A 26,801-nucleotide genomic window follows, 5' to 3' on the forward strand; every position below is an offset into this window, starting at 1 on the left:
GCTGTCCCCCTGCCACAGGTACGTTCGACGCGACGTAGCCGCGGGGGTGTCGGTGTGGGATACGCGGGCGCCTGCGTGATCGGGTCGGCCCTTGCCGGGCACGGGCCTCGGCGAGGGCTGGCGGTCAGCGCCCGCACCTGGCACGTCCCTTTCCGCGCCGACGTTGACGCCGCCCACGTGCTCATGAGCGGACGAGAACGGGAATGCTCAGCGAGGCTTGATCACATAGTCGTGGCCTCCCTTGACCTCGAACACGGCGACGGTGCTCTCCGGATGGTCCACATGGTGCCGCGGGGGCTGGCCGGTGGAGCGCACGGTTACCGGAAGGGAGGTACGCAGCCGGACGGTGCCGTCGTGCCGCGCCGCAAGGCGGGCGTGGGACAGCGCGCCGTCACGCCAGGCGAGATCGACGGTGAGGCCTCCACGGGCGAGCAGGCCTGTGACGCGTCCGTCCGGAAGCTGGGGAGGCAGCGCGGGCAGCAGATGGACCTCGTCGGTGTGCGACTGGAGCAGCCATTCGGTCACGCCCGCCGTGGCACCGAAGTTGCCGTCTATCTGGAACGGCGGGTGGAGGTCGAACAGGTTCGGCGCGGTGCGGTCGGGCGTGAGGAGGTCGCTGAGCAACTTGTAGGAGCGGGCGCCGTCCTCCGCCCGCGCCCAGAAGTTGATCTTCCAGGCGAGGGACCAGCCCGTGCCGGCGTCGCCGCGCATCTCCAGTGTCTTCAGTGCGGCCTGGAAGAGGTCCGGCGTTCCGCGCTTGGTGATCTGGTTGCTGGGGTGCAGGCCGTACAGGTGGGAGACATGGCGGTGCTGCCGCTCCGGGGCGCCGGCGTCCCAGTCCTCCTGCCACTCCTGCAACTGCCCCAACGCCCCGATCTTCATGGGAGGCAACTGGTCCCGGGCCGCACGCACCCGCTCCGCGTAGGGGCTCGGGGCGTCGAGGGTGTCACAAGCCGCGAGGTAGCCGTCGAAGAGGTCGCGCAGGATCTGGTTGTCCATGGTCGGCCCGGCGCACGCCGACACACCGTTGTGGTGGGCGTTCTCCGGTGACACGGACGGGCAGGTGACGAGGTGTCCCGTACCGGGGTCGCGAACGAGTGAGTCGAGGAAGAAGCGGACCGCTCCCTCGACCACGGGCAGGCGGCGGCGCAAGGCCTCGCGGTCGCCGGTGAAGCGGTAGTGCTCCCAGACGGAGGTCGCCAGCCAGGCGCCGCCGGTGGGCCACATCCCCCAGAAGGCGCCGTCGACGGGCGCGGTCCCGCGCCAGGCGTCCGTGTTGTGGTGCGCCACCCAGCCGTCCGCGCCGTACTGCACCCGCGCCGTCTTCCGCCCGGCCTCGGACAGGTCGTCCAGGAGCGCGAAGATCGGTTCCCAGCACTCCAGGAGGTTGGTGGTGGGGGCGGGCCAGTAGTTCATCTCCGTGTTGATGTTGATCGTGTACTTGGAATCCCAGGGCGGCGAGAGCTGGTCGTTCCAGATGCCCTGCAGGTTGGCGGGCTGGGTGCCCGGGCGGGAGGAGGCGATGAGCAGGTAGCGGCCGTACTGGTAGTGCAGCGCGATCAGCTGCGGGTCCTCCGCCCCGGCGAAGGCGGCCACCCGCTGGTCGGTCGGCGCGCCGGCCGCATCGGTGGTGCCGAGGTCGAGCGTGACGCGGCGGAAGAGCGCCCGGTGGTCCCGTTCGTGCCGTGCGCGCAGCTCGGGGTACGGGACGGCGGCAGCGGCGTTCAACGGTTCCTCGGCGCGGGCACGGTGGTCGCCCGAGGCATCCGCGTAGCCGAGGTAACCAGTGCCGACGGACACCAGCAGGGTCGCCGAATCGGCCCCGGTCACCGTGAGCGTGCCGTTCTCGCTGCGCACGGTACCGCCGCGGGCGTTGGCGCGGACCAGGGCGCGGAAGCGGACCTGTCCGGTGACTCCCTCGCGGGTCTGCCCGACACCTTCCAGTGCGGCCGTCAGCGGGTCGGGGGAGTCGGTCCCGGCCTGCTGGGGAGTGTCGAAAGCCGCGCTGAAGGACAGGCCGCCGCGGCCGCCGGCGGTGAGCCGGACCACGATCACCTGATCGGCGTGGCTGGCGAAGACCTCGCGCCGGTACGCGACCCCGCCGCGGCTGTACGTCACGGTCGCGACGCCCGTGTCGAGGTCCAGTTCCCGTCGGTAGCCGGTGACGTCGCCGGTGCCCGCGATGGTGAGGCGCAGGTTTCCGACGGTCTGGTACATCAGCTCGCCGACCGGTATGCCCATGAAGGACGAGTTGATCAAGTTCTGGGCGGAGTTCCATTCCCCGGCGAAGACCCTGCGCCGGATCTCCGCGAGGTTGGCCAGGCCCTGGGAGTTGGCGGGCTCGTAGGGGCCTCCCGCCCACAGCGTGTCCTCGTTGAGCTGGAGTTGCTCGGTGTTCACGCCACCGAACACCATCGCGCCGAGACGGCCGTTGCCGAGCGGCAGCGCCTCCAGCCATTGCGCGGCGGGCTTGTCGTACCACAGGGAAAGGTGAGACGGCTTGGGGGCGGGGTGCGGCTCCGGTCCGGGCACGGGATGCGGCGCCGCGGCCGCCTCGGCGGCCGGCAGCCCGGCGGTCAGCGCGGCCGTAGCGGCCGCGGAGGCGACGAGAAAGTCTCTTCGTTCCATGGGGTTGCCATGCCTTTCGGTCGCAGATGTCCGGGCCGGTCCCGAGGAGTGCACCCCGGAATCGCGGGCGCGGTCCGCACGCGCGGGTGGCCGTCGCCCGGCCCGGTCGGAGGGTTCCTATTCCTGGGCCCTGCCGCCTGTGATGCGGGACAGCGCCAGGGCGATGAGGATGATCGTGCCGTTGAGGGCGCCGATCCACTGCGCGGGGACGCCACCGAGGGTCAGGACGTTCTGGATCATGAACAGCAGCAGGATGCCCGTGAAGGCGCCGAACATGGTGCCCTTGCCGCCGTTGAGGCTGATGCCGCCGATGACCGCCGCTGCGAAGACGGTGAAGATGTAGCCGTTGCCCTGGGCGGAGGCCACCGAGGCGAGGCGCCCCGAGAGCAGCAGGCCGCTCAGCGCCGCCAGCACGCTCGCGGTGACGATGACGGTCCACAGCACACGGTCGGTACGGATGCCCGCCGCTTTCGCCGCGTCGACGTTGCCGCCGATCGCGTACAGGGAGCGGCCGAAGCTGGTGAAGCCGAGCACCACGATGCCGGTGGCGAACAGGAGCAGGCAGATCCACACCGAGGCGGGCATGCCCGCCCACTGGGCGGTGCCGAGGTAGAGCATCGACGGCGGCAGCTGGAAGAACGTCTGGCCACCGGAGATGCCGGTCAGGACACCGCGCAGCACGATCAGCATGCCGAGCGTCACGATGAAGCCGTTGAGACCGAACCGGATGATGAACAGGGCGTTGACCACACCGATCAGCAGACCCACCGCCAAGGTGACCGGCACGGACCAGCCGCCGGGCAGCACGCCGATTCCGTGCGTCGCGCCGGCCGGGACGGTGAGCCAGGCCGCGACCCCGGGTGCGATCCCCACGGTGGACTCCAGGGAGAGGTCCATCTTCTTGACGATCAGCACCAGGGTCTGGGCGAGGACCAGCAGTGCGATCTCGGACATGGTCTGCAGGACGTTGATCAGGTTGTCAGCCTGGAGGAACACCGGGTTGACGAGCTGGCCGACGATCGCCATCACGATGATCGCGGGAACGAGCGCCAGGTCGCGCAGTCGTGCGAGAGCGATCCGGTGACCGCTCCTTGTCGCTGCGGCCGGCTGCGCGCTCGAGGCGTCGGGCTGCCCGCCGTCCGGGCTCTTCGCAGCAGCCGCGGTCGCGCTCTCAGACATCGAGGTCCACTCCTTCCATCGCGGCCACGAGCTCGTGGTCGTGCCAGCCACCGGCCCTCTCGGCCACGACACGGCCCTGGAACATCACCAGGACCCGGTCGCATGTGCGCAGGTCGTCGAGTTCGTCGGAGGCGATGAGCACCCCGGTACCGGACTCGGCGATCTCCTCGACCTTGCCGAGGAGGAACTCCTTGGACCGCACGTCCACGCCGGCGGTCGGATTGATCAGCACCAGCACTTTGGGATCGTTGGCCAGGGCCCGGGCCATGACGACCTTCTGCTGGTTGCCTCCCGAGAGCCCGGAGACGGGCAGCTGCGGCCCCGGTGTCTTGATCGCCAGCTTTTCGATCATGGAGCGGGCGTAGGCGTCACGGCGCCGGTTGTCGATGAGACCCCGCGAGCCGAGCCGTTCGGGGATGGTCAGGGTCCCGTTGTCGGCGATGGACATCTCCGGTACGAGCCCCTGGTGGTGACGGTCCTGCGGGACGAACCCCACACCCGCCGCCAGCGCGGCGGGGACGCTGCCCGGCCGTGGCCGGATCCCCGCGATCCTGACCGTTCCCGTCTCGGCGGCCCGGAGTCCGACGACCGTCTCCGCCACCTCCGTACGGCCGCTGCCGGCCGCACCGGCGAGACCGACGATCTCCCCGCCCCGGATCCGGAAGGACACGTCACGGTACGTTCCCTGAACAGCCGCGCCTTCCACCGCGAGCACGGTCGGCGACCCGGAGTCCACGGGCTGACGGCTCATTGCAGCACCCCTGTCCGCGCTCTCACCCGTCATGGCGGCCACGAGCTCGGCACGGGGCAGTTCGGCCACGGGGGCGGTCAGGATGTGCCGGGCGTCGCGCAGCACCGTCACCGTGTCGCAGATTTCGTAGACCTCCTGCAAGTGGTGGCTGATGAACAGGAAGGTGATGCCCTGGCGCTGGAGGTCCCGGATCCGCGCGAACAGCCGGTTGATGGCGGATCCGTCGAGTTGCGCGGTGGGCTCGTCGAGGATGATGAAGCGTGCGCCGAACGACAGCGCCCGGGCGATCTCCACGAACTGCCGCTGTTCTATGCCGAGTTCGCCGGCAGGGGTGCGCACGTCCACGTCGACCGACCAGGTCTGCAGGACCTCGCGTGCCCGGTCACGGACCGTGCGCCAGCTGATCAGGCCACCCCGTCCCCGGCCGTGCCGGTTCAGGAAGAGGTTCTCCGCGACCGTCAGCTGGGGGATGACGGTGGACTTCTGGTAGACGCATGCCACCCGCTTGCGCCAGGCATCCCGGTCGGCGAGCCGGGGGGCCGGCACCCCGTCGAAGGCCACCGTCCCCTCGTCCGGTGCCTGAAGGCCGGTGAGGACGGAGACGAGGGTGGACTTGCCCGCCCCGTTGCGGCCCACGAGCGCGTGCGTCTCGCCGGGCATGATCGTGATCCTGGCGTCGTGCAGCGCGACCGTGGGCCCGAACCGCTTCGTCAGCCCTGCCGCCTGGACGACGGGAAGAGCCGTGACCATGGTGTGTACCGCCCTTCCGGTCAGCCGAGGTTGTTGCCCCACAGGGACGGGTCGTCGCTCTTGAGACTGGGAACCCCGCCGTAGGTGCCGCCGTCCGCGGTCACGAGCGGGGCGGAGAGCTGGTCCTCCAGCAGGCCGTCGCGGACCTGGATGATCGTGCTGTCGTGGTCGGTCTCGCCGGGCCGGAACGTCTTGCCCTCGATCGCCGCCTTGAGGTAGGAGAGGGCGTACTTGGCGTAGAGGTCGGCGGGCTGGGAGACGGTGGCGTCGATCTTCCCCTCGGCGATGTCCTTGAGCTCCTCGGGGATTCCGTCGTTGGAGACGATGAAGACGTGCTTCTTGTCCTCGGGGCCGACCAGCAGGTTCTTCTGCTTGAGCACCTGGAGGGTGCCGGCGAGCGCGAAGCTGGACTGCATGTAGACACCCTTGATGTCGGGGTGCGCGGTCAGGTCGGTCTGGAGCTTCTGCGCCGCGACGGCCCCGTCCCAGTTGGTGGCTTCACCGAGGACCTTGATGGCGGGGTAGTTCTTCTTCATGCACGCGTTGAAGGCCTCGGTGCGGTCTCGGCCGTTGATCGACGCGAGGTCGCCCTGGAGCATGACGACCTTGCCCTTGCCCCCCAGCTTGGTGCCGAGGAACTGGCAGGCCTTCTCGCCGTAGGCGCGGTTGTCGGCGCGGACCACCATGTAGACGTTGCCGGTGTCCGGTCGGGTGTCCACCGTGACGACCGGGATCTTCTTCGCCTCCATCTGCGCCAGGGTCGGCGCGATGGCCGCGGTGTCCTGAGGCGCCATCGCGACACCCTTGACGCCCTGACTGATGAAAGTCTGCGCATTGGCGGTGAGCTTGGCGACGTCGTTCTGCGAGTTGGTGGTCTTCAGGTCCAGCCCGAGTTCCTTCGCGAACTCGGGGGTGTACTTGATGTACGAGTTCCAGAAGTCGGTGTCGGAGCGTGGGTAGTCGACCCCGATCACCGTCGAACCGCCGCCCGTGCCCGACGCGGGTCCGGAGTCGCCGCAGGCGGTGAGTGCGAAGGCGGTCAGGGCGGCGAGGCCGCCGAAGCATGCGTGCCGGGTGAATCTGAGCTTCATTGCTCGTTCTCCTTGCCGGTGGGTCGCGAGGGCGGGCTGTACGCAGGCGGGTGTGGGGGCCTGCCGGAGTCCAGGGAAGGGGCCGGGGTCAGGCGCGCGGACGGATCCGCGGGCCTACCAAGCCTCCGTCGACGGCGAGGGCCTTGCCGGTGGTCGGGCCGGACGACGGGCTCGCGAGGTGGACGACGGCGGCGGAGACCTCGTCCGCGGAGGCGAGGGGGCCCATGGGGTGGCGTGCGCAGAGCGCAGCGCGTTCGGCTTCGGGGGCGGCCGCGCGATCGAGAGGGCGCCCGATACACGGTGCGTCGGCGGTGCCGGGGTTGACGCAGTTCACGCGGATGCCGGAGTGCACGAGGTCGGCAGCGGTCGTACGGGTCAGGGCGAGCACGGCACCCTTCGTCGCGGAGTACGGTGCCCGGTCGGGCAGTCCGGCGGTGGCGGCGACGGAACAGGTGTTGACGACCAGGACGTCGATGCCGTCGCGCAACCGCGCCACCTCGTCCACGGCTGCCCGGACGCTCGCGCCGTCGGCGACGTCCGCGCGGATGCCGATGAGGGGTTCGGGGACATCGTCCGGGATGAGGTCGAGGCAGGCGACCCTGGCCGGGCGGACCGCCGGAAGCCGAGCGGTGGCCGACCCGATGCCGGAGACGCCACCGGTCACGAGCGCCTTCAGGCCCGCGAACTCGGAGGGGCTCATCCGCCGGCCTCCCCACCCCACACGGGGCCGTCGGGATAGCGGTGGTCTTCCAGGGACCGCGGGTGCAGCTCGGCGCCGATGCCGGGCGAGACCGGCGCCAGGTAGCGGCCGTCGCGGATGCGGACCGGGTCCGTGAAGTGCTCGTGCAGGTGGTCGACGTACTCGATGACCCGGTCCTCGGTGGTGCCGCTGACGGCGACGTAGTCGAACATCGCCAGATGCTGCACCATCTCGCACAGCCCGACCCCGCCGGCGTGCGGGCAGACCGGGACGTCGAACTTGGCGGCCAGCAGCAGGACGGCGACGTTCTCGGTGACCCCGGCGGTGCGGCTGGCGTCGAGCTGCAGCACGTCGAGCGCGCCCGCCTGGAGCAGCTGCTTGAACATCACCTGGTTGTGGGTGTGTTCTCCGGTGGCGACCTTGACCGGCGCCAGCGCCCTGCGGATGGCGGCATGGCCGAGGATGTCGTCCGGGGAAGTGGGCTCCTCGATCCAGTACGGGTCGTAGGGCGTGAGCGACGCCATCCAGTCGATCGCCTGCTGGACGCCCCACGCCTGGTTGGCGTCGACGGCGATCCTGACGTCCGGGCCGACCGCCTCGCGCGCCAGCCGCATGCGGCGTTCGTCCGCCTCGCGATCGGCGCCGACCTTCAGCTTGATCTGGCCGAAGCCCTCGGCGACCGCCTCCTTGGCCAGTCGCACCAGCTTCTCGTCGTCGTACCCCAGCCAGCCCGGGGTCGTGGTGTACGCCGGGTAGCCGTGCTCCAGCAGGTGCGCGGTGCGCTGGGCGCGTCCGGGCTCGGCGCGCCGCAGGATGTCCAGCGCCTCGTCACGGGTGAGCGCGTCCTGGAGGTAGCGGAAGTCGACGAGGTCGACCAACTGCTCCGGAGAGAACTCGGCCAGCAGTCGCCAGACCGGCTTTCCGGTACGGCGCCCGTACAGGTCCCAGACGGCGTTGACGATGGCCGCGGTGGCCATGTGGATGGCCCCCTTCTCCGGCCCCAGCCAGCGCAGTTGGCTGTCGCCGGTCAGCCGCCGTGAGAAGCCGCCGAGATCGGCCAGCACCTCTTCCACCGGCAGTCCGACGACCAGTGGCGCCAGGGCACGTACGGCGGCGACCTCGACGTCGTTGCCGCGGCCCACGGTGAAGGCGAGTCCGTATCCCTCGTCCCCGGCACTCGTACGGACCGTCACATAGGCGGCCGAGTAGTCGGGCTCGGGATTCATGGCGTCGGAACCGTCGAGTTCCCGCGAGGTGGGGAACCGTACGTCGACCGCCTCGACCGCGGTGATCAGCTCAGTCATCGCTTCCGGCGCCTCCGGCTCGGAGGCTCCGTCGCACTCCCCGCATCATGGCAACCACCCGTCCTCATGTCTCAACGAGATGTTCTCTTCGTTACGACCAGCCTCGGACATTGGATGGATTTATAGGGTCGACTCGCATCGCTGTCCATACCCCCGGCAGGCAAAGGATTCCGAGACGCCTCTGACCTGCAGATGTGCGACAGACTCACACCCGGGCACGAGTCCGGGTCATCCCATCTATTCCGCAGCGATGGGATGTATTGCTACGCTGCCGCCGCTTGGGCGACGAGCAGGGAGCAGACGGATGTCTTTGACCGACAAGGCGATCGACCGCATCAGGGACCTCATCCACTCAGGCGAGCTGCGCCCGGGCGCCAAACTGCCGCCGGAGCAGCAGCTGGCAGCCGAGCTGGGCCTGTCCCGCAACCTCATGCGGGAAGCGGTGAAAGCGCTGGTCGTCGCACGGGTGTTGGAGATCCGCCGGGGCGACGGAACCTATGTGACCAGTCTGGAACCCGAGTTGCTGCTGAGCAGCATCGGTTCGGCGGTGGAGTTGCTGCGTGGCGACACCCTGCTGGAGCTCACCGAGGTGCGCCGGCTGTTCGAACCGATCGCCACGGGGCTCGCCGCCACGCGGATCTCGGCCGCGGGGCTGCGGGAGGTCGAACGGCATCTGGAGGCGATGCGGGCGGCCCGGGACGACGTGGAGCGCCTCAACGAACACGACGCCGCTTTCCATCGTGCCGTCGTCGCAGCCACCGGCAACGCCACCCTCACCACCCTGCTGGAGGGGATCTCCGGGCGGACGCTGCGGGCCCGTGTCTGGCGTGGCCTGGTCGATGACGACGCCGCGGGAAGGACGGTCGCCGAACACGAGGCGATCCACCGGGCACTGGCCGCCGGTGACGCCCCCTTGGCCCAGGCAGCCGCCCTCCTGCACGTCAGCAACACCGAACAGTGGCTGCGCGAGCATCTGGAACCGAACCTCGGCGCCCGGAGCGACGTCACGGACGGCCGGCAGTGACCCCGCACACCATCGTCCGCCCCGTGGCCGGCCCGAGGTCCGGCCGGCCACTGGCGAGCACGCATCATCAGCGAGGAGCACCCCGATGAGATTCCTGCGCGTCGGCCCCGCGGGCTTCGAGCGTCCCACCGCCCTCGGCGCCGAAGGAGCCGCCTACGGCCACGAGATCGAACTCTCGGTGGTCATCAGCCGGACCGCCCGTAGCCTGGGCTCCCCTGACGCCGCGGCCGGCGTGATCGCGGGTTGCGCCATCGCCGACGTCGTGAGCGAGCGCTCCTTCCAGCACGAGCGGGCGGCCCGGGGTCCGAGGACGCGACTGTGGGGCGGCGGCGTCGAAGTGGCGATCGACCGGCCCGGCCGTCAGCGGCACGTCCTCGGGCACGCCTGATGTCCTCCGCGATCCGACCGTGGTACGCCGAACGGGTGCCTCTGGGACGCTCCGGCGTGAGCGTCAGCCGCGTCGGGCTCGGCACCGCGCCGCTGGGCGGCCTCTTCTCCGCTGTCGGCGGCCGGCAGGCCGCCGAGACGCTGGAGGCCGCGTGGGCGGCCGGGATCCGGTACTTCGACACCGCCCCGCACTACGGTGCCGGGCTCGCCGAGCAGCGGCTCGGCGCGTTCCTCACCGGGGCCGGGCACCCGCGCGCGGAGACCACGGTGTCCACCAAGGTCGGCCGCCTGCTCGTGCCGGGCGAACCGGCCCCGGGGGACGAGGCCTTCCACGGCGCACCCGGCCTCGTCAGGGTCCGCGACTACAGTGCCGAAGGCGTCTACCGCTCACTCGTCGAAAGCCTGGGGCGTTCCGGTCTCGACGCCTTCGACGTCGTCTTCATCCACGACCCGGACGACTGCTGGGAGCAGGCCGTCACCGGTGCCTACCCGGCGCTGGCCCGGTTGCGCGACGAAGGCGTCGTCCGGGCGATCGGCGCGGGCATGAACCAGACGGCGATGCTCACCCGCTTCGTCACCGAGACCGACCTCGACTGCGTGCTCGTGGCCGGCCGCTACTCACTGCTGGACCGCAGCGCGGCCGACGAACTGCTGCCCGCATGCGCCGAACGCGAGGTGGGCGTCCTGGTCGCTGGTGTCTTCAACAGCGGCATCCTCGCGAACCTCGCCCCGGACGCCATGTACGACTACGCGCCGGCTCCGGAAGCGGTCCTCCGTCACGCCCGCGCCCTCGGTGAGCGCTGCGCCGAATACGGTGTCCCGCTTGCTGCAGCTGCCCTGCGGTTCCCGCTGCGCCACCCGGCTGTCACCGGTGTCGTCGTCGGGGCGCGCAGCGCACAGGAGATCACCGTGAACGCCGCGCACGCCTCGACGACGATCCCCGAAGAGCTGTGGCCGGAGCTCGACGTCCTGGAAGCGGAGGAACGATGAGCAGGATCGACGCACACCACCACGTCTGGCGGCCGGCACCGGCACCGGCCCCGTCCCCCTCCCCCACCGACGGCCCAGGTCCACAGCGCCGTGTGCACGCGTGGCTCGACGAACCCGACATGACCCCGGTGCGTCGGGACTTCACCCTGGAAGACCTGGCGCCGCTTGCCCTGGCAGCGGGCATCGACCGTACGATCCTGGTCCAGGTACTGCCCGACACCGACGAGACCGAGGACTTCCTGGCCCTGGCCTCCACGGGTGAGACGGTCGCCGGTGTCGTGGGCTGGGTCGACCTCACGTCGGACTGCCTCCCGCGCACGCTGGACGCCCTACGGGCGGCGCCAGGCGGCGAACTCCTCGTGGCCACCAGGCACCTGGTGCAGGACGAGCGGGATCCCCGCTGGCTGAACCGGCCGGAGGTGCAGCGGGGTCTGCGCGTGGTCGCGCAGGCGAACCTCTCCTACGACCTGCTCGTCCTTCCGCATCAACTGCCCTCGGCCATCGCCGCCGTCCGGACGCTGCCGGAACTCACCTTCGTCCTCGACCATCTGGCAAAACCCCCCATCGCCGCCGGTGAACTGCAGCCCTGGACCTCGCTGATCCGCGAACTGGCGGCACTCCCCAACGTGTTCTGCAAGCTGTCCGGCCTGGTCACCGAGGCTGACCGGCACCGCTGGAGCGTGGCGAACTTGCGTCCCTACGCCGACGTGGTGCTCGACGTGTTCGGCCCCGAGCGGGTGATGTTCGGCTCGGACTGGCCGGTGTGCCTGCTGGCCGCCTCGTACGAGGAGGTCGTCGGCGCGGCGGAGGCACTGACGGACGGCCTCACCGAGGCCGAGCGATCCCACGTCTTCCGCGCGACGGCGGAACGCGCCTATCGCCTGCACGAGCGACACCGTCGAGGGCGGGCCGAGGACGGAGAGGCCGTGGAGGCCGTCAGGTGAAGGTACGCCTCGCCTACGGGCAGTCAGGGCTCGACATCGACGTCGATCCGCACAGGACCACCGTCGTCGAGCCCGTCCACCACGCGGCGGCCCGGAACCCGGCGGCCGTCCTGCGCGCGGCCCTGCGCGAGCCGGTCGCAGGGCCCCCGTTGTCCGAGAGGGTGCGCCCGGGGCAGACGGTGGCCATCTCGGCCTGCGACGGCACCCGGCCGCAGCCCAGGCGCCCGATGATCCAGGCCGTGCTGGACGAGCTGGACGGCGTCGTCCGCAGGGAGGACGTGGTGATCCTCGTGGCGACGGGCACCCACCGCGGCAACGACGCGTCCGAGCTCCGGACGATGTTCGGCGACGAGATCGCGGACACGGTGAGGATCGTCAACCACGACGCCCGCGACGCCGCTCAGCTGACGTGGATGGGCAGGTACGGCAACGGCGTGCCGGTGTGGCTCAACCGGGAGTGGGTGCAGGCGGACGTCCGGATCACCACCGGCTTCGTCGAACCCCACTTCTTCGCCGGTTTCTCCGGCGGCCCGAAGCTCGTCGCCCCCGGCCTGGCGGGCCTCGAGACCGTGCTCGTGCTGCACGACGCGGCCCGGATCGGCGATCCACGGGCCACTTGGGGCATCACCCACGGAAACCCGGTTCACGACGACGTGCGCGCCATCGCGGAGGCCACGGGCGTCACCTTCGCGTTCGACGTGGTGCTCAACCGCGACAAGGACGTCGTCGCGGCGTTCGGCGGCGATCTGCTGCCGATGCACGCCGCCGCGACGGCCGCGGCCGCACGCATGGCGATGCGCCCGGTACAGGCACCGTTCGACGTCGTCGTCACCACCAACTCCGGCTTCCCGCTGGACCAGAACCTGTACCAGGCGGTCAAGGGGATGTCGGCGGCCCACCAGGTGGTCCGCCCCGGAGGGACGATCGTGTGCGCGGCCGAGTGCCGTGACGGTTTCCCCGACCACGGCTCCTACCGGCGGGTCCTGGCCTCGGCCCCGTCCCCGCAGGCGCTCATGACCGAGATCTCCGCGCGCACCGAGACGGTTCCGGACCAGTGGCAGGTGCAGATCCAGGCCCGCATCCAGTCGGGCAGTCAGGTCATCATGCACACCTCCTTCCTCAGTGACGACGAGCTGGCCGCAGCCCACCTGCGGCAGACCCGGGACGTCTCCGCCACCGTCGCCGAAGCGCTCGCCGCCGCGGGGCCGGAGGCCCGCCTGTGCGTCCTGCCGGAAGGTCCGCAGACCATCCCGTACGTCGAAGGGAGCCGGTCGTGAACGACGTACTGGACCTGGGATACGCACGAGTCGACATCGGTCGCGAGGCACGGCAGGGACTGCCCGAGGTCGTGTACGGCCCCGGCAAGACCGTGGAGCAGATCGCCGGCATCGTCACCGGCCTCCTGGAGCACAACACCGGGCCCGTCCTGGTCACCCGCGTCGCCCCGGACACCGCGGCGGCCGTCCAGGAGCAGGTGCACGGCGGGTCGTACGACGAGGAGGCCCGGCTGCTGCTCTGGCGACCGGCCGCCGCCTCGGGCTTCTCCGTCGTGGTGGCCGCCGCCGGGACGTCCGACCGGCCGGTGGCCGCCGAAGCCACCGCTGTGGCCACGGCCGTCGGGCTGGACACGACGGCCGTGCACGACGTGGGCGTCGCGGGACTCGAACGCGTGCTGCAGGTCCGCGGTCCGCTGCGGTCCGCGGACGCGGTGATCGTCGTGGCGGGCATGGAGGGCGCCCTCGCCAGTGTCGTCGGCGGTCTGGTGGCCGGCCCCGTCGTGGCGGTGCCGGTCTCCACCGGCTACGGCGCCTCGCTGGACGGGGTGACCGCGCTGCTCGCCATGCACGCCTCCTGCGCCGCCGGCGTGACCGTGGTCAACATCGACTCCGGGTTCTCGGCGGCCATGGCCGTGCACCGCATCGCCCGGTCCCGCGGCACGGCGGATGCCGGAGGCGTCAGGTGATCTGCTGGATCAACCCGTTCACCGGACTGGCCGGGGACATGCTGCTGGGTGCCCTGATCGACGCGGGGGCACCGCTCGACCGGATCCGGTCCGCCGTCTCCGCCACCGGGCTGACCGGCTGGGACCTGACGGCCGAACGCGTCACCGACCACGGACTGGCAGCCACCCGCGCACGCGTGGAGGTCACCGATCCGTGCACCGAGCGGCGCGCCGCCGAGGTGATCGAGATGGCCTCCCGGGCCGCTCCCCGGCCCGTCGCGACCCTCGCCGTCGCCGCCCTCACAGCCATCGCCGAGGTGGAGGGGAGACTGCACGACGCCGACCCCGCCACCGTCCATCTGCACGAACTCGGCGGTCACGACGCCCTCGTGGACATCGTCGGCAGCGCCGCGGCCCTGCACGCCCTCGGCGTCACCGACGTCATCAGCTCGCCCCTGCCGCTCGGCCGCGGCGAGGTGAACTCGGCGCACGGCGTCCTGCCCTGCCCGGCGCCGGCCACCCTCGCCCTGCTGACCGGAGCGGCCGTCAGGGGCTGCGACCTTCCCGGGGAAACGGTGACACCCACGGGCGCCGCACTCCTGCGCGCCGTCCGCACCCGCTACGGCCCGCCGCCCCCCATGACACTGGGCGCCACCGGCTACGGAGCGGGGTCCCGCCGCCTGCCCGACCGGCCCAACCTCGTCTCCGTCACCCTCGGCGACCCCGTCCCGACCACGGCGAACGAGGAGGTCGTCGTCCTGGAGACCAACCTCGACGACGTCACCGGAGAACTCCTCGGGCACCTCATCACCCGCCTTCTGGACGCCGGTGCCCTTGACGCCTGGACGACCGCCGCAGTGATGAAGAAGGGCAGGCCCGCGCAGGTCCTGCACCTCCTCACCACCGCGCACCACGAAGGACGGCTGCGCGACATGATCCTGGCCGAGACCGGTGCCCTCGGCATCCGGCGGATCAGCGCGACCCGCACCGCGCTGCCGCGCGCCTTCGAGACCGTCGACGTCGACGGACACGCCATCCGGGTCAAACACGGTCCGTACGCGGCCAAACCCGAGCACGACGACGTGGTGGCCGCGGCCACGGCGCTGGGTCTGCCCCTGCGCGCCGTCGCCGCGCGCGCACTGCGCCTGAGCCGAGGAGGGGCGACAGTGACGAGCCAGGAGGAAGACCGTGCACAGTGACGACACCCTTGAGCGCCGGCTGCTGAACCGCGTGCGCGCGCTCGGCGGTTCCCTCGCCGTCGCCTACTCGGGCGGCGCCGACTCCGCCCTGGTCCTCGCCGCGGCCGCACGGGCGCTCGGTCCCGAGCGCGTCCTGGCCGTCACCGCCGTCTCGGAGAGCCTGGCCGACGGTGAGCTGTCCCGCGCGCGGCGACTCGCCGACGACCTCGGGATCATCCATCTCACGCCGCGCACCCACGAGTTGACCCGGCCCGGATACCGGGCCAACGGGCCCGACCGCTGCTACTTCTGCAAGTCCGAGGTGCTGGACACCATCACCGCGCTCGCACACGAGCACGGCGTCGACGCCGTGGCCACCGGCACCAACGCCGACGACGCATCCGATCCCCACCGTCCGGGCATCCGCGCCGGGCGGGAACGCGGCATCCGGACACCGCTCCTCGACGCAGGCCTGACGAAGGCGGACGTACGCCGCCTCAGCAAACACTGGTCACTGCCCACCTGGGACAAACCCGCGACCCCCTGCCTCGCCAGCCGCGTCCGCTACGGCGTCGAGGTCACCTCCCACCGTCTGGCCCGCATCGATCGTGCGGAGAGGGCCGTTCGGGCGCTGACGACCGAGGCCGGGGTGGACGTGCGGGACCTCCGCGTCCGCGACCTCGGGGACCGCACCCGCATCGAGGCGGACCCGCCCCTCGTCGCCCGCATCGCGGCATTGCCGGGGCTCGCCCGAGCGCTCACAGAAGCGGGCTTCGCCGACCTGCCCTACCAGGTCGAACCGTTTCGCTCGGGCCGGCTCAACTCCGAGGTCTGACCCCAGGCCCCGTGGCCGCACCCTTCAGGAGGCGTGTCGTACGCGGGCCACCCGCTCGCCTCGCCCTCGACCCACCGCGTGCATCCCTGGGTGGGCCCGACCGCCACTCGGCCTCCTCTCGAACGGCAGCGACCTGGCCTGCTCTGGGAGCTCCGACAGCACGGACTGGTGCACCGACGCCTGCGGTCCTCACGACAGCCACTAGCCGGTGCGAGCCGGCCCTTGGGACGGCCCGCACCGGCGCGGTGTCGGCTCGCGGACTAGCCGGCCGGCCAGTGCGGCCAGGTCGGGGCGTAGCCGCACCACTGCTCCGGGCAGCCGACGCGGTAGGCCCGGGTGACCGTCTCCGTCAGCGATGTGCCGGAGCGGTCCGCGGCGGTCACCTGCAGTGAGACCCAGCCGGTGCCCGTCGCGGGCACGGTCACCCGCCGGACGCCGTCCCGGCCCCGGACCTCCGCCGCGTGCCAGGTGGCTCCGTCGTCCGTGGAGTACCGCACCGCCACCCGCTCGACGCCGGCGCCGCCGCTCGCCCCGGCCTGCCGGCCGATGCCCAAACCGAAGGTGAACTCCCGGTTCTCCGCGACCGAGTTGTCGCCGTCGAGCCCCGCCATGTCGTAGCGCGTGTCGAGCAGCGGCAGCGGGCGCTCGTCACCGGTGTGTTCCGAGCGGAACCGCCAGGTGTCCGTGACGTGCGTGCCCAGCTTCCACTCCGGGCTGTCGTGGTGCGCGGACGAGGTCATCTCGTACCACTGGCCGCGTGCGGGCACGTCGAAGACGCCCTGCCCCGGCTCGTCGTTACGGGCGATCACCTTGCCCGAGCGGTCGCGCAGCACCGTCTCGCCGGACTCCAGGTTCCGCAGGGGCTCCGACCGGTGGCCCGCCGCGTCCGAGAACATGGGCAGCGCGAGACGCAGCTTGTCCCCCGCGCGGGTGGCCTGTGGCCGGCCGTCGGATCCGTTCACCGACAGCGACGGGTTGAACGGCGCGGTGAGCCAGTTGTCCGCGACGGTGCGTCCCCGGCGGAGGACCGTCGGGTTGGTGTACTGCACACCCAGCGGTCCGTCGTCCAGCGCGTACTCGAACGTGGCCGTCGTCCACGGCACTTCGGGCGTGTAGTACGCCGTCATCCGCTGCGGCGCGCGGAACAGCGTCGACTGCTGGGCGAGATTGAGCCCGCGGTAGGTCACCCAGCCGTAGATCCCCTTGGGGTCGTTGGGGAACCCGGTGGTGCGGAAGCTGTGGTCCACGCGGGCCAGGTCCCGGCGCCGGTCCTGCCAGTTCGCACCCGCCGGCACCCCGTCGTCGTGGGCGTGGAACGTGAAGTAGGTGGCTTCGCCGTTGCGCTCCCCCTTGATCCGCAGGGTCACCTCGCCCTTGGCGAGCCGCTCGCGCAGCAGGGCCGCACCGTGGTCGTCGGTGCCCAGCACGGGGTCGTCCGCGCCGATCGACGCCGACCCGGCCAGCAGGATCGCCGCCGGCCGCTGCGCCTTGACCGCCTGGTAGCGCCGGTCCAGCTCCTCCCAGGGCAGGCTCCAGTCCGACTCCAGGAGCACGATCCGGTCCTCGATCTCAAGGCCCGTCAGGTCCCCGCCGTCGCCGGCGTCGGTGACCCGCTTCTCCAGGTCCCACTCCAGCCGCTGCGTCATCAGCCACACCGGCACGTCCACCGGGCTGCCGGAGCTGCCGGCGGTCGTCGCGAGGACGGACGGCTGCTCCCACGAGGCGGCGGAGAAGTACGTCAGTCCGGGTATCTTCGCGCTGCCCACGGCATAGGACCGGTACGCGCCGGAGTAGAGCGGCGCTGTCAGACCCTCCGGGACGCCCGCTCCGGCCGACGAGACCAGCCCGGTCGCCGACCCCCACTCGTTGATCCGCATCTTCGGGTCGTCGATGCCCATGGTGACCGGCTTCGCGCCGGACAGGTCGGTCCTCAGCGTCCGGTCGCCGGTGAGGGTCAGCCGCCGGGCGACGGCGACGGACGTCTCGGGCACGCTCGACCTGCCGTACCGGACGTACTCCCACACGCCGCCGAACACCCGGTAGTCGCCGACCGGCAGCCGGAGCTCCTCGGCCCCCTCGGTGAGGCTGACCAGCCGGGCCTCGCCGCTCCGCTCGTTCTGCACCACCAGGTTGGTGTACGCCATCTCGACCCCGGGCCGCAGCGCAGCGGCTTCGAGGGTGAGCGTGGCGGCCGGGCCCTCCGCGTCGACGCCGACGGGGGTGCGCGCCGTGCTGCCGTCGCTGCCACGTGCGGTGATCCAGGCGCTGTGGGCGCCGGCGGACGCACGGGCGGTGTCGATCCGCACGGTCGCCTCGGCGGTGCCGCCCGCCGGGACGGTCAGCCGGCGTGTGCCGAGCGAGACCGGTGCGTTGCCGGTCAGGGAGAGGTCCAGCCGGATGTCCTTGCCGCCGCTGTTGCGGTACGTCACCGTGCGGGTCGGGTTGCCGGTGTACGGCCAGGTCAGCTCGGCGGAGACCGCGGAAGGAGAGGCGGTGACCGCCGACGAGAGCGCGCCGGGCACGTCCACGCTGCCCGCGCCCTGCTCGTACACGCCGGCGCCGTCGACCGGGTCGGCGGCGCCGACGAGCGCCGCCTTGAGCCGCTGCGCGTCCCAGTCCGCGTGCCGCTGCTTGAGGATGGCGGCCGCCCCGGAGACGTGCGGGGTCGCCATGGAGGTGCCGCTGATCGTCGCGTAGAACTCGCTGTTCGCGGCGGCGTCCAGCGTGCCCGCGGCACGGGCGGCGGTGATCGCGCTGCCTGGCGCGGTGATCTCGGGCTTGACGCCTCCGTCGGTCACCGCCGGTCCCTGGGAGGAGAACGACGACATCGCACCCTCCTTGGTGATCGACCCGACGGTCAGGGCGCTCGGCGCGGCGGCCGGGGTGCCGATGGTGCCCGGCTTGCCCTCGTTGCCGGCCGCGACGACGAACAGCGGTCCGCCGTCCCCGGACAGGGTCTCGACGGCCTGGGAGATCGGGTCGCCGCCGTCGCTCGGCAGGTTGGAGCCGAGGCTCATCGAGACGATGTCCGCGTCCTGGGCGGCCGCCCATTCCATGCCTTCGAGGATTCCGCTGAAACTGCCGGACCCGCTGCCGTCGAGCACCTTGCCGATCAACAGGTCGGCCCCCGGCGCGACGCCCTTGTAGCGGCCCTGGGAGGCGGCGCCGCTTCCGGCGACGGTGGAGGCGACGTGCGTGCCGTGGCCGTTGAGGTCGGTGACGTCCTCGTCCCAGGTGAAGTTCTTCTCCGCGACGACCTTGTTCTTGAGGTCGGGGTGGGCGGGGTCGTACCCGGTGTCCAGCACGGCGACGCGCACGCCCTTGCCGTCAAGCCCCTTGCGCCATGCCTGGGGCGCGCCGGTCATGGCGACGGACCGGTCGAGGCTCGCCTCGACCTCGGCGTCCAGCCAGAGTTTCCCGGACGCGGCGGCGCGGGACGTCCCGCCGGCGGCGAGGAAGCCCCGCCAGGCCGTGGCCGCCTCGGACTTGGCGACGGTTCGGGCCGCCAGCCCCAGCTCGGGGAAGGTGTCCCGCTGCGTGGACCCGCGCAGCGCGGGGCCCGCCTGGGTTGTCGTGATCAGCGGAATGGACGCCCGGGTGGCGTCGTCGAGCCCTTGCGCGGCGAGTGCGGTGACGTCGAAGAGCTGCCGGTCCACCCGCCCTTCGGCCAGCGGCTGCGTGGCGTCGACGGGAATCACGTACTCGTGGTCGTTGATCCTCGCCCGGGTGAACGCGATGTGACCCCGGCCCTTGCCCGGGGTCACCCCGCTGACCTGGAGCCCGCTCCCGCTGCCGGTGAAGCCGACCCGGTCGCCGCTGATCAATGTGACGGTGTGCTGCGCGGGCGGCGCCGGCGGTACGGCCGCCCGGCCGGTCCCGGCGGCCGGCTCCGGACCGGCTGCCGCCGGCATCCCGGTGGCGAGCAGCGCCACCACGGTGGCCGCGACCACGGCCGCGGTCCTCGATCTGGATCGCATAACCTTGTACCAACTCCCCTGAGATCGCCCGATGAACGAGCGTCACCGGCGTGTGCCCGGCAACAGTCGGGCCGGGAGTTGACGCCGTGCCAGGTGTAAGGGCTGGCGCATAGACGCCATGTCACCTGTTCGCCAGTCGGCCACCCTGCGATCGGCGACGCGACCGGCGAGGGGCAGGTGCTCTGGAGTTGCCGCGTTCGGCCACCGGTCCCGAGCGCGCCGGGCGTACTTCCGTGGCCAACTGCCGGCCGGCAACGACGAGCTCGCACGACCGGGTCTTCAACTGGCGCACGGCAACTACGTCATCCGGGACCGGGAGGCGAGGTGGTCCGGCAGCCGCGCGATGGCGGCCGGGAAGGAGCCGGATGCGCCGCCGCCCGCGGCGGCACGGCCCGGTCGCCCGCGCTTCCCGCCCACTTCCGCGCGGTCCGGATGTAGGGGTACGGCTGCCGCAACCGGATGGATCATTCCTTCGTCCGCAATGACGAGACCGGTCCCCCACCGAGAGGCAACCATGGCCCAGCCCGCGGATCCCCTCGTCGAGTACTGCTTCATCATCACCTTCAGCCATCGCGATCAGGATCTGATGACCTTCTCCGGTACGTACACACCGGCGCCGGGGATGACCAGGCACGATGTCTACAACACGATCCGAGCCGATCATGTCCGGCAGCTGCCTTCGCTGATCCAGGGCTACTGCCAGGTGAGCTTCTTCTCGCTGGAACGCAATCAGCTGCCTTGACGGGCTGTTCCGCCGGACGGGAACGCGCGCCTCCTGGAGCTGGTGCGCGGGGCACTCCCGGCCCCGGGGAGCTGGTGGCGGGCCACCGGGCCGGCGCGCCCGGTACTCCGCTCGCCGGGGGCGGGCGCGCATCGCCCGCGGCATGCGGTCCGAGGCTCGATGTCTCCTCGGGGGCACGGCAGGATCGCCCTCAGGCGTTGTAGCCGCCGTGGGCGTCCAGCACGGCCCCCGTGACGTACGACGCGGCGGGGCTCGCCAGGAAGGCGATCGCCGCGGCGATCTCCTCGGGGCGCCCCATGCGCTGGAGGGAAAGGGAGCTGACCAGGGCCTTGAGGGTCTCGGGGTCCGGCGGTTCCATGCCGCTCTCCATCAGTCCGGCCTCCACGACGTTGGCCGTGATGCCCCGGTGCCCGAGGTCCCGCGCGACGCCCATGGTGTACCTCTCGATCCCCGACTTGGTGGCCGCGTAGTCGGCCAGGCCGGGAAGGCCGACGCGGGAACCGAGTCCGGAGCTCACGGTGATGATGCGGCCGTCCGCACGCAGCACCCGGGAGGCGGCCCGGATGACGGCTATCACGCCGAGGTAGTTGGTGGCGTGCATGCGGTCGAGTGCGGCGGTGTCGGCGTCAGGATCGTCCACCGTGCGGCCTTGTTCCACCGATATCGCCGCGTTGTTGACGAGGATGTCCAGACCGCCGAAGGCGGTGACCACTTCGTCGATCAGCGCCGGCGCCCGGCTCGTGTCCCCCTGGTCGGTCCGGATGGCGACGGCCTTCACACCCTTGCCACGCACCTCCTCGACGACGGCCTGCGCCCGCTCTGCGGAGCTGACGTAGGTGAACGCGACATCGGCACCCTGCTCGGCCAGGAGCCGTACGGTGGCGGCTCCCAGTCCGCGGGACCCACCGGTGACCAGGGCTACCTTGCCCGTGAGCGGCTGGCTCATAGTTCCCACCTCGTTGGATCGGTCTCTTTCACTGCCTGTCGCAACAATGACGGTTACGACAACGATCGCAACTATACTCGTTACGACTGCAGAGTCGTAACAAAAAATGTTTCCACTGGGAGGAGGGTCACGTGAGCGCCAACAGCAGGTTGACGATCGCTGCTCACGCGCTGGCCTGGATCGGCCTCTACCAGCGCCAGGGTCATGAGGTCGCCACCTCCGAGCAGATCGCGACCAGCGCGAACACCAATCCGGTGGTAATCAGACGCCTGCTGGGCGAACTGCGCCGAGCCGGTCTGGTGGAGTCCCGGCGAGGCGTGGGCGCGGGCTGGACGCTGGCACGTGAGCTGGGGTCGATCACCTTGCTCGACGTGTACGAGGCCGTGGAACCCGGCCCGCTCTTCGCGCTGCACCGGACCACCCCGGACCAGGGATGTGTGGTCGGTCACGGCATCCAGCCGGCGATGCGAGGTGTCTACGAGGGCATCGAGGAGACCGTCCGACACGAACTGTCCCGCGTCTCGCTCGAGGACGTGCTCCGGGACGTCCTCGCGGCACCTCGCTGACGGCAGGCGCGGCAAAGGCGCGTACAGGCCCCCGGCAGCCACCGTCCCTCACATTCTCGGGGACCTCACCGGCGATTCACGCCGAGGCTTGCACCGACGCATTGGGCTTCTTGGGCGTGCGGGTCGCCGTATAGAGGGCCACACCCCATCCGATGAGCGATGAGCCGAGGAACACGTTGATGACAAGAATCAGCCACCGGTCCTTTGCTCCACGCGCAAACGCGATGTACGACGGCGCCATGTAGAGCACGGCAAAAGCAAGTACGAGCATGAACGTCAGCAGGTTTTCCACAGCGCCCCCCGAGTTGATCTTCAACGACCGCCACAAGACACACCCGTGTCCGGGGTCCGCTGAAGGCTTCACGGGCGACCGTCCACCCTTTCCGGCCGGCTCCCCATCATCGTCACTGCACGTATGCAGTCGAACACAGCCTTTCATCCATGGCCCCTTGGCGAAATGCGCGAAAATGAAGAAGCGGTTGTTTCGGTATGTGCCAGGGAGCGACCCATGAACGCCTCGGACGAACTCCTGCAGAGGGCTGACCCGGCGGCTCTTGTGACGCTGGACGGTGCCATCCGCAGCCTCAACCCTGCGATGGCCACAGCGCTGGGCAAATCGGCGGAGCAGTGCCTGGGACGTCGCTTCGGTGATCTGTGGCCCGCTAGCCAGCGGATGTCGGCCGAGAGTGTCGTGGTCCACGCCGCCAGGACGAAGACGGTCGCGATGCAGGTGCTGGAGTTCCCCGGACGAGGCGGAGCACCCGTCGCCTCATTGATCGAGGCGCGGCAAGTGAAGGATCCGGCCGGTGACGGGCAGCTGGTCTGGGTGCACGCACTGGACACGCGGAACGACCTGGCCAGCCTACTGATCCCGTTCCGGCTGGCCACCACGGCCGCCGACCTCGGCCTGTGGATGTACTCACCCCAGGGACGCCTGTTCGAGTGGCTCGGGGGCGCACCCTCGCTGGTCGCGCTCTTCCCGGACCCCACAGTGTCGCTCTCCCATGTGATCTCGGCAGTGCACCCTGAGGACCGTGAGGCCTTGCGGCAGCTCCTGCGCTCCGCCTCCGCCCAGTCCTCCTGGTTGAGTGTGCGGTACCTCACCGAGCACGGGGGCTGGCACCAACTGGCCGCTCAGAGCCGTCGGATCCAGCTGGGGTACGGCGGCCCCGAGCGCATCTTCGGGGTGGTCCGCGACGACACCAAGCAGGCGAAGCGCAGGAAGAAGGCGCAGGCCGCACTGGCTGCCGAGCGACAGCGCGCCAAGGACGTCGCCGACTTCTCCTCGGCCTTGATCGGCGCCGCCACGGAGCAGGAACTGCAGCAGGTCGTCCTGACCCGGCTCGCCGCGACCTTCCGGGGTACCGGTGCCCTGCTCGCACTCGCCGACGAAGGCCGCCTGCTCGTCTCCACCGATGCCCGGGTGGCCATGTGGGAGGTCGAGGCCCTGCACGGCCTGTCGCTGGACCAACCGAGCCCGCTGCCCGAGGCGATCCGCAGCGGCCGGCCGCAATTCATTCCCGACCGGGAGGATTACATCCGCCGCTGGCCGCACGGGTCCGGATTTCCGTGGCTCGTCCGGCTCGGCTTCGACTACGCCGCCTCCATCACCCCCCTCAGCGAGACCGGCAATCAGCCGCTCGGGGCGTGGATGGTGTTCTACGACAGCGGGTACCGGCCCTCCGTGGATGAGCGGACCCTCATGGGTACGCTGGCCGACCTGGCAGGCCAGGCGCTGAGGCGCATCAGGTTGCAGCAGGCACGAGTCGAGCTGGCCACCGCGCTGCAGCAGACCATGCTCCCGACGCTGCCCGAGCACCTCGCGGGCCTGGAGGTCGCCGCCCGCTACCGGCCCAGCCGACACGGGCTGGACGTCGGCGGCGACTGGTACGACGCCTTCGTCATGCCCGACGGCACCGTCGCAATGGAGATCGGCGACGCCCAAGGGCACGACGTGGACGCCGCCGCCCTCATGGGACAGGTCCGTTCGTCCATGCGCGCCATCGCCGCCCACGAACCGCATCCGGCGACCGTGCTGACGCGCACCAACGAGCTGCTCGTCACCATGCGAGCGGCACGATTCGCCAGCTGCACCATGCTGCACCTCGACCCGCGCGACGGACGGGTCACCGGCGCCAGCGCCGGCCACGTGCCGCTGCTGTGCGCGCACAAGGACGGCAGCCACAGCACCCACGAGCTGCCGGGCGGACCGGTCCTCGGAGTCGTGCCCGACGCCGAGTACCGCGAGGAGACCTTCACCCTGGACAAGGACAGCGCGCTGATCATGGTCACCGACGGCGTGGTCGAAGGACCGGGCCTCACGTTGGAAGCCGGACTGGAGCGGGCCGGAACACTGGCCGGCGCAGCCCTCCACGACGGACTGAACACCGAGGAGACCGCCGACCGCATCCTCGACGCCGCAGTCGCAGTGGACCACGCCGACGACGTGGCCGTACTGGTCATCCAACGCACATGACGGCGCCCGCGTCCTCACGCACCCGCATCGTGCGGGCGATGGGCCGCGACTCCGAGAAGGTCCGTGACCGGGCATCAGCCGGCAGTCGCACTGCTCTTGCACGCCCGCGTGTCGAAGTCGGCGAGGAGACCGCGGGCACACTCGCCGCAGTGGCCTTCCGAATCACGGGTGCGACCGGGTTCCATCACGGCGGCAATGGCACCGCCTTTCCGATCATCACCTTCGGTCCGGTCACGCTGACCTCGGCTGACGGACGGGTCTCTGCTTTCACGGTCGACATCGAGCAGCAGGACCCATGGCCGCGTGAGAACCGTCAGCGATCCTCGCGGTGGGTACGTGCCGCGATCCGAAGCAGTTCCTCGACCGCGCCGGTCAACGGGCGGCCCTTCGGCCACACGGCGCGCAGCCGGCGGCGCAGGTCGGCCCCCGTCACCGGGACCTCCACGAGGCGCCCCTCGGCCAGGTCGTCCCGGACACTGACCGCGCTGAGCACCGCCGGGCCGGCGCCTTCGGCGACGGCCTTCCGTACCGCGACGTTGGCGTCCAGCACCATCAGAGGTCTGGCCGGCTCCGCTCCCGCGCCGGCGAGCACACGCTCGATGGTCTCCCGCGTGCCGGAACCCGGTTCGCGGACGATCAGGCGGGTTCGGGCCAGCTCGGTCAGGTCCACCGGCTCTCGCCGTCGTGCCCAGGCATGCTGCGGCGCGACCACGACGACCAGCCGGTCGGTACCCACCTGTCGTGAGCTGAGGCCGGACGGGACAGTGGGCGCCTCGACGAACCCCAGACTGATCCGGCCGTTCGCCGCGAGCGTGGCGACCTGTTCGGAATTGGTCACTTTGAGGCTGACGTACACATCGGGCGATCCCCGCTGCAGCGTGCCGATCCACCGCGGCACGAAGTGTTCGGCCAGCGTCATGCTGGCCGCCAGGTGCAGGTCGCGGGCGTGGTCACCGCGCAGCGCCGCGACGCCCACCATCAGAGAGTCCACTTCGGCCAGCACCCGCCCCGCCCATTGGCACACCGCCTTGCCCTCGACGGTCAGTGCGGAGCCGCGGGTGTCGCGCTTCACCAGCGTCAGCCCCAGGCGCCGCTCGAGCTGCGTCAGGCGCTTGCTCGCGGCGGGCTGGCTGATCCCCATCCGCTCGGCGGCCTGCCCCAGGCTGCCGAACTCGGCCACCCATGTCAGCAACAGGAGACTGCTGAGATCGGGGGGCGACCTGCTCATAACCACAGTGTATGACGGCATTCCCGATGTGGCGGTACCAGGTCGCCGCCTGCTCGGCAAGGATGAAACAGTCCGGAAAAACGCCCGGCACCCTTTCCTCGAAGAAAAACCGAGAGAATGAAGGACCGACCATGTCGCACCATCTCGACACTCCCCTGGCGGCCCAGAACGGCCAGCTGTTCATCGACGACCTGTACGTCTTTCCCGGTGAGCGCAGCACGGTGTTTGTCATGGACGTCAACTCCGACATCACCGGCGTCTACGCCGAGCCCGGGTTCCACCCGGAAGCACGCTACGAATTCAAGGTTCACTTCGACGGCGCCGAATTCGAGACCTTGACCTATCGGGTCTCCTTCGACGAACCCGGCCCCGACGGCAGGCAAACCCTGCGCCTGCACGTCCTGACCGGGAACGAGGCGCGGGAGGACTCCGCTGACGGCGACCTGGTGCTGGAAGGCCGCACCGGTGAGACGGCCGACGCGGGCGGCACCCGCGTCTGGGCCGGGCGCATCTCCGACTCCTTCTACATCGACCTGTCCCTGCTGGCCGTCGTCAACGGGGCGGTGGCCAAGGGGACGGCGGTGGACCTCTCGGACTGGCGCCCGCAGGAGGCGCAGAACAGCTTCGCCGGCACCACCGTGGAATCGATCGTGCTGGAGGTTCCGCACGAGCACGCGCAGCTGCGCCCCGGGGCCCGCACGGGCGTCTGGTGCGCGACCAAGCTGGCCACCGACGCCGGCGGATGGCGGCAGATCAACCGCGGCGGGCACCCGATGATGTGGCCGATCTTCTGGCCCGGCGACACCGACTTCAGCAACCCCGCCAACACCCGGCACCCCTCGCAGGACCGTGCCGCCGTCGGCGAATTCGTCGCCGGCCAGGTCGCGGCTGTCGTCGCGGCCACCGGGACGTGCGCCGACCCAGAGGGCTACGGCCGGACCGTGGCCGGGCAGCTGTTCCCCGACGTGCTGCCCTACGTCGTGGGAACGCCCGCCACGTACGGCTTCGCCGCCCGCAACGGCCGCACCCTGGCCGACAACGCGCCTGAGGCGATGCTCTCACTCGTGACCAACACGGCCGTGCCGGCCGGACTCAAGCCGTCCGTCGCCCAGCACCTGCGGAACGACCGCTTCCCGTACGTCGTGCCCGTATGACCACCCCGG

Annotated in this window: 22 protein-coding genes; 12 read left to right on the forward strand and 10 right to left on the reverse strand. The window is 71.0% G+C overall.

Annotated features, from left to right (window positions below):
• Positions 1–207: 207 nt before the first annotated feature.
• From ACFYYN_RS30815 to ACFYYN_RS30840, 6 genes are all read right to left on the reverse strand, one after another.
• Positions 208–2,628 (reverse strand): glycoside hydrolase family 95 protein, encoded by a 2,421-nt coding sequence (locus tag ACFYYN_RS30815; RefSeq protein WP_500548358.1) that lies wholly within the window; start codon positions 2,626–2,628, stop codon positions 208–210.
• 117 nt (positions 2,629–2,745) lie between these two features.
• Positions 2,746–3,807, reverse strand: a complete 1,062-nt coding sequence (locus ACFYYN_RS30820; RefSeq protein WP_500330894.1) for an ABC transporter permease — start codon at positions 3,805–3,807, stop codon at positions 2,746–2,748.
• Entirely contained in the window at positions 3,800–5,308 is a 1,509-nt protein-coding gene (locus tag ACFYYN_RS30825) for a sugar ABC transporter ATP-binding protein (protein ID WP_500548359.1), read from the reverse strand. Before ACFYYN_RS30825 ends, ACFYYN_RS30820 begins: the two co-directional genes overlap by 8 nt.
• A 20-nt stretch (positions 5,309–5,328) precedes the next feature.
• A complete protein-coding gene (locus ACFYYN_RS30830; protein ID WP_500548360.1) occupies positions 5,329–6,399 on the reverse strand; it encodes a sugar ABC transporter substrate-binding protein in 1,071 nt (356 codons plus the stop codon).
• A gap of 88 nt (positions 6,400–6,487) precedes the next feature.
• Positions 6,488–7,099 (reverse strand): SDR family NAD(P)-dependent oxidoreductase, encoded by a 612-nt coding sequence (locus ACFYYN_RS30835; protein WP_500548361.1) that lies wholly within the window; start codon positions 7,097–7,099, stop codon positions 6,488–6,490.
• Positions 7,096–8,403 carry an enolase C-terminal domain-like protein gene (locus ACFYYN_RS30840; protein WP_500548362.1) on the reverse strand — a complete coding sequence of 436 codons (1,308 nt, stop codon included), beginning with the start codon at positions 8,401–8,403 and terminating at the stop codon, positions 7,096–7,098. The genes ACFYYN_RS30835 and ACFYYN_RS30840 overlap by 4 nt, the downstream gene beginning before the upstream one ends.
• Before the next feature lie 304 nt (positions 8,404–8,707).
• On the opposite strand from ACFYYN_RS30840, the gene ACFYYN_RS30845 reads away from it, so the two are divergent.
• From ACFYYN_RS30845 to larE, 8 genes are all read left to right on the forward strand, one after another.
• Positions 8,708–9,427, forward strand: a complete 720-nt coding sequence (locus tag ACFYYN_RS30845) for a FadR/GntR family transcriptional regulator (protein ID WP_500548363.1) — start codon at positions 8,708–8,710, stop codon at positions 9,425–9,427.
• Between the two features lie 85 nt (positions 9,428–9,512).
• Positions 9,513–9,815: a fumarylacetoacetate hydrolase family protein gene (locus tag ACFYYN_RS30850; RefSeq protein WP_500548364.1), complete on the forward strand. Its 303-nt coding sequence runs from the start codon at positions 9,513–9,515 to the stop codon at positions 9,813–9,815.
• Between the two features lie 56 nt (positions 9,816–9,871).
• On the forward strand, positions 9,872–10,804 hold the full coding sequence (locus ACFYYN_RS30855; RefSeq protein WP_500548365.1) for an aldo/keto reductase: 933 nt from the start codon (positions 9,872–9,874) through the stop codon (positions 10,802–10,804).
• Positions 10,801–11,748 (forward strand): amidohydrolase family protein, encoded by a 948-nt coding sequence (locus ACFYYN_RS30860; RefSeq protein WP_500548366.1) that lies wholly within the window; start codon positions 10,801–10,803, stop codon positions 11,746–11,748. The genes ACFYYN_RS30855 and ACFYYN_RS30860 overlap by 4 nt, the downstream gene beginning before the upstream one ends.
• The gene (gene larA / locus ACFYYN_RS30865) at positions 11,745–13,025 is read left to right on the forward strand and encodes a nickel-dependent lactate racemase (RefSeq protein WP_500548367.1); all 1,281 of its coding nucleotides are present in this window, start codon (positions 11,745–11,747) and stop codon (positions 13,023–13,025) included. Before ACFYYN_RS30860 ends, larA begins: the two co-directional genes overlap by 4 nt.
• Entirely contained in the window at positions 13,022–13,711 is a 690-nt protein-coding gene (gene larB, locus ACFYYN_RS30870) for a nickel pincer cofactor biosynthesis protein LarB (protein ID WP_500548368.1), read from the forward strand. Before larA ends, larB begins: the two co-directional genes overlap by 4 nt.
• Positions 13,708–14,889: a nickel pincer cofactor biosynthesis protein LarC gene (gene larC / locus ACFYYN_RS30875; protein ID WP_500548369.1), complete on the forward strand. Its 1,182-nt coding sequence runs from the start codon at positions 13,708–13,710 to the stop codon at positions 14,887–14,889. The genes larB and larC overlap by 4 nt, the downstream gene beginning before the upstream one ends.
• Positions 14,879–15,703, forward strand: a complete 825-nt coding sequence (gene larE / locus ACFYYN_RS30880) for an ATP-dependent sacrificial sulfur transferase LarE (RefSeq protein WP_500548370.1) — start codon at positions 14,879–14,881, stop codon at positions 15,701–15,703. The genes larC and larE overlap by 11 nt, the downstream gene beginning before the upstream one ends.
• A 260-nt stretch (positions 15,704–15,963) precedes the next feature.
• On the opposite strand, the gene ACFYYN_RS30885 is transcribed toward larE, so the two are convergent.
• On the reverse strand, positions 15,964–19,680 hold the full coding sequence (locus tag ACFYYN_RS30885; RefSeq protein WP_500548371.1) for a S8 family serine peptidase: 3,717 nt from the start codon (positions 19,678–19,680) through the stop codon (positions 15,964–15,966).
• Positions 19,681–20,194: 514 nt separating this feature from the next.
• On the opposite strand from ACFYYN_RS30885, the gene ACFYYN_RS30890 reads away from it, so the two are divergent.
• A complete protein-coding gene (locus ACFYYN_RS30890; protein WP_500329311.1) occupies positions 20,195–20,422 on the forward strand; it encodes a hypothetical protein in 228 nt (75 codons plus the stop codon).
• A 190-nt stretch (positions 20,423–20,612) separates the two neighbouring features.
• Here the strand turns inward: ACFYYN_RS30890 and ACFYYN_RS30895 are convergent, their stop codons facing one another.
• Positions 20,613–21,368, reverse strand: coding sequence for an SDR family NAD(P)-dependent oxidoreductase (locus tag ACFYYN_RS30895; RefSeq protein WP_500548372.1), 756 nt, complete (start codon positions 21,366–21,368; stop codon positions 20,613–20,615).
• Between the two features lie 131 nt (positions 21,369–21,499).
• Here ACFYYN_RS30895 and ACFYYN_RS30900 point away from each other — a divergent pair, with 131 nt between their 5' ends.
• Positions 21,500–21,934 carry an Rrf2 family transcriptional regulator gene (locus ACFYYN_RS30900; protein WP_500548373.1) on the forward strand — a complete coding sequence of 145 codons (435 nt, stop codon included), beginning with the start codon at positions 21,500–21,502 and terminating at the stop codon, positions 21,932–21,934.
• A 76-nt stretch (positions 21,935–22,010) separates the two neighbouring features.
• On the opposite strand, the gene ACFYYN_RS30905 is transcribed toward ACFYYN_RS30900, so the two are convergent.
• Positions 22,011–22,226, reverse strand: a complete 216-nt coding sequence (locus ACFYYN_RS30905) for a superinfection immunity protein (protein WP_500548374.1) — start codon at positions 22,224–22,226, stop codon at positions 22,011–22,013.
• Positions 22,227–22,442: 216 nt separating this feature from the next.
• On the opposite strand from ACFYYN_RS30905, the gene ACFYYN_RS30910 reads away from it, so the two are divergent.
• Positions 22,443–24,410, forward strand: a complete 1,968-nt coding sequence (locus ACFYYN_RS30910) for a SpoIIE family protein phosphatase (RefSeq protein ID WP_500548375.1) — start codon at positions 22,443–22,445, stop codon at positions 24,408–24,410.
• A gap of 313 nt (positions 24,411–24,723) precedes the next feature.
• Here the strand turns inward: ACFYYN_RS30910 and ACFYYN_RS30915 are convergent, their stop codons facing one another.
• Positions 24,724–25,590 (reverse strand): LysR family transcriptional regulator, encoded by an 867-nt coding sequence (locus ACFYYN_RS30915; RefSeq protein WP_500548376.1) that lies wholly within the window; start codon positions 25,588–25,590, stop codon positions 24,724–24,726.
• A gap of 179 nt (positions 25,591–25,769) precedes the next feature.
• Between ACFYYN_RS30915 and ACFYYN_RS30920 the strand changes: the two genes are divergently transcribed.
• Positions 25,770–26,792, forward strand: coding sequence for a DUF4331 family protein (locus ACFYYN_RS30920; protein WP_500548377.1), 1,023 nt, complete (start codon positions 25,770–25,772; stop codon positions 26,790–26,792).
• The last annotated feature ends 9 nt before the right edge of the window (positions 26,793–26,801 follow it).

This window comes from Streptomyces sp. NPDC001902, from assembly GCF_042891295.1.
In the GTDB taxonomy this organism is placed as follows: domain Bacteria; phylum Actinomycetota; class Actinomycetes; order Streptomycetales; family Streptomycetaceae; genus Actinacidiphila.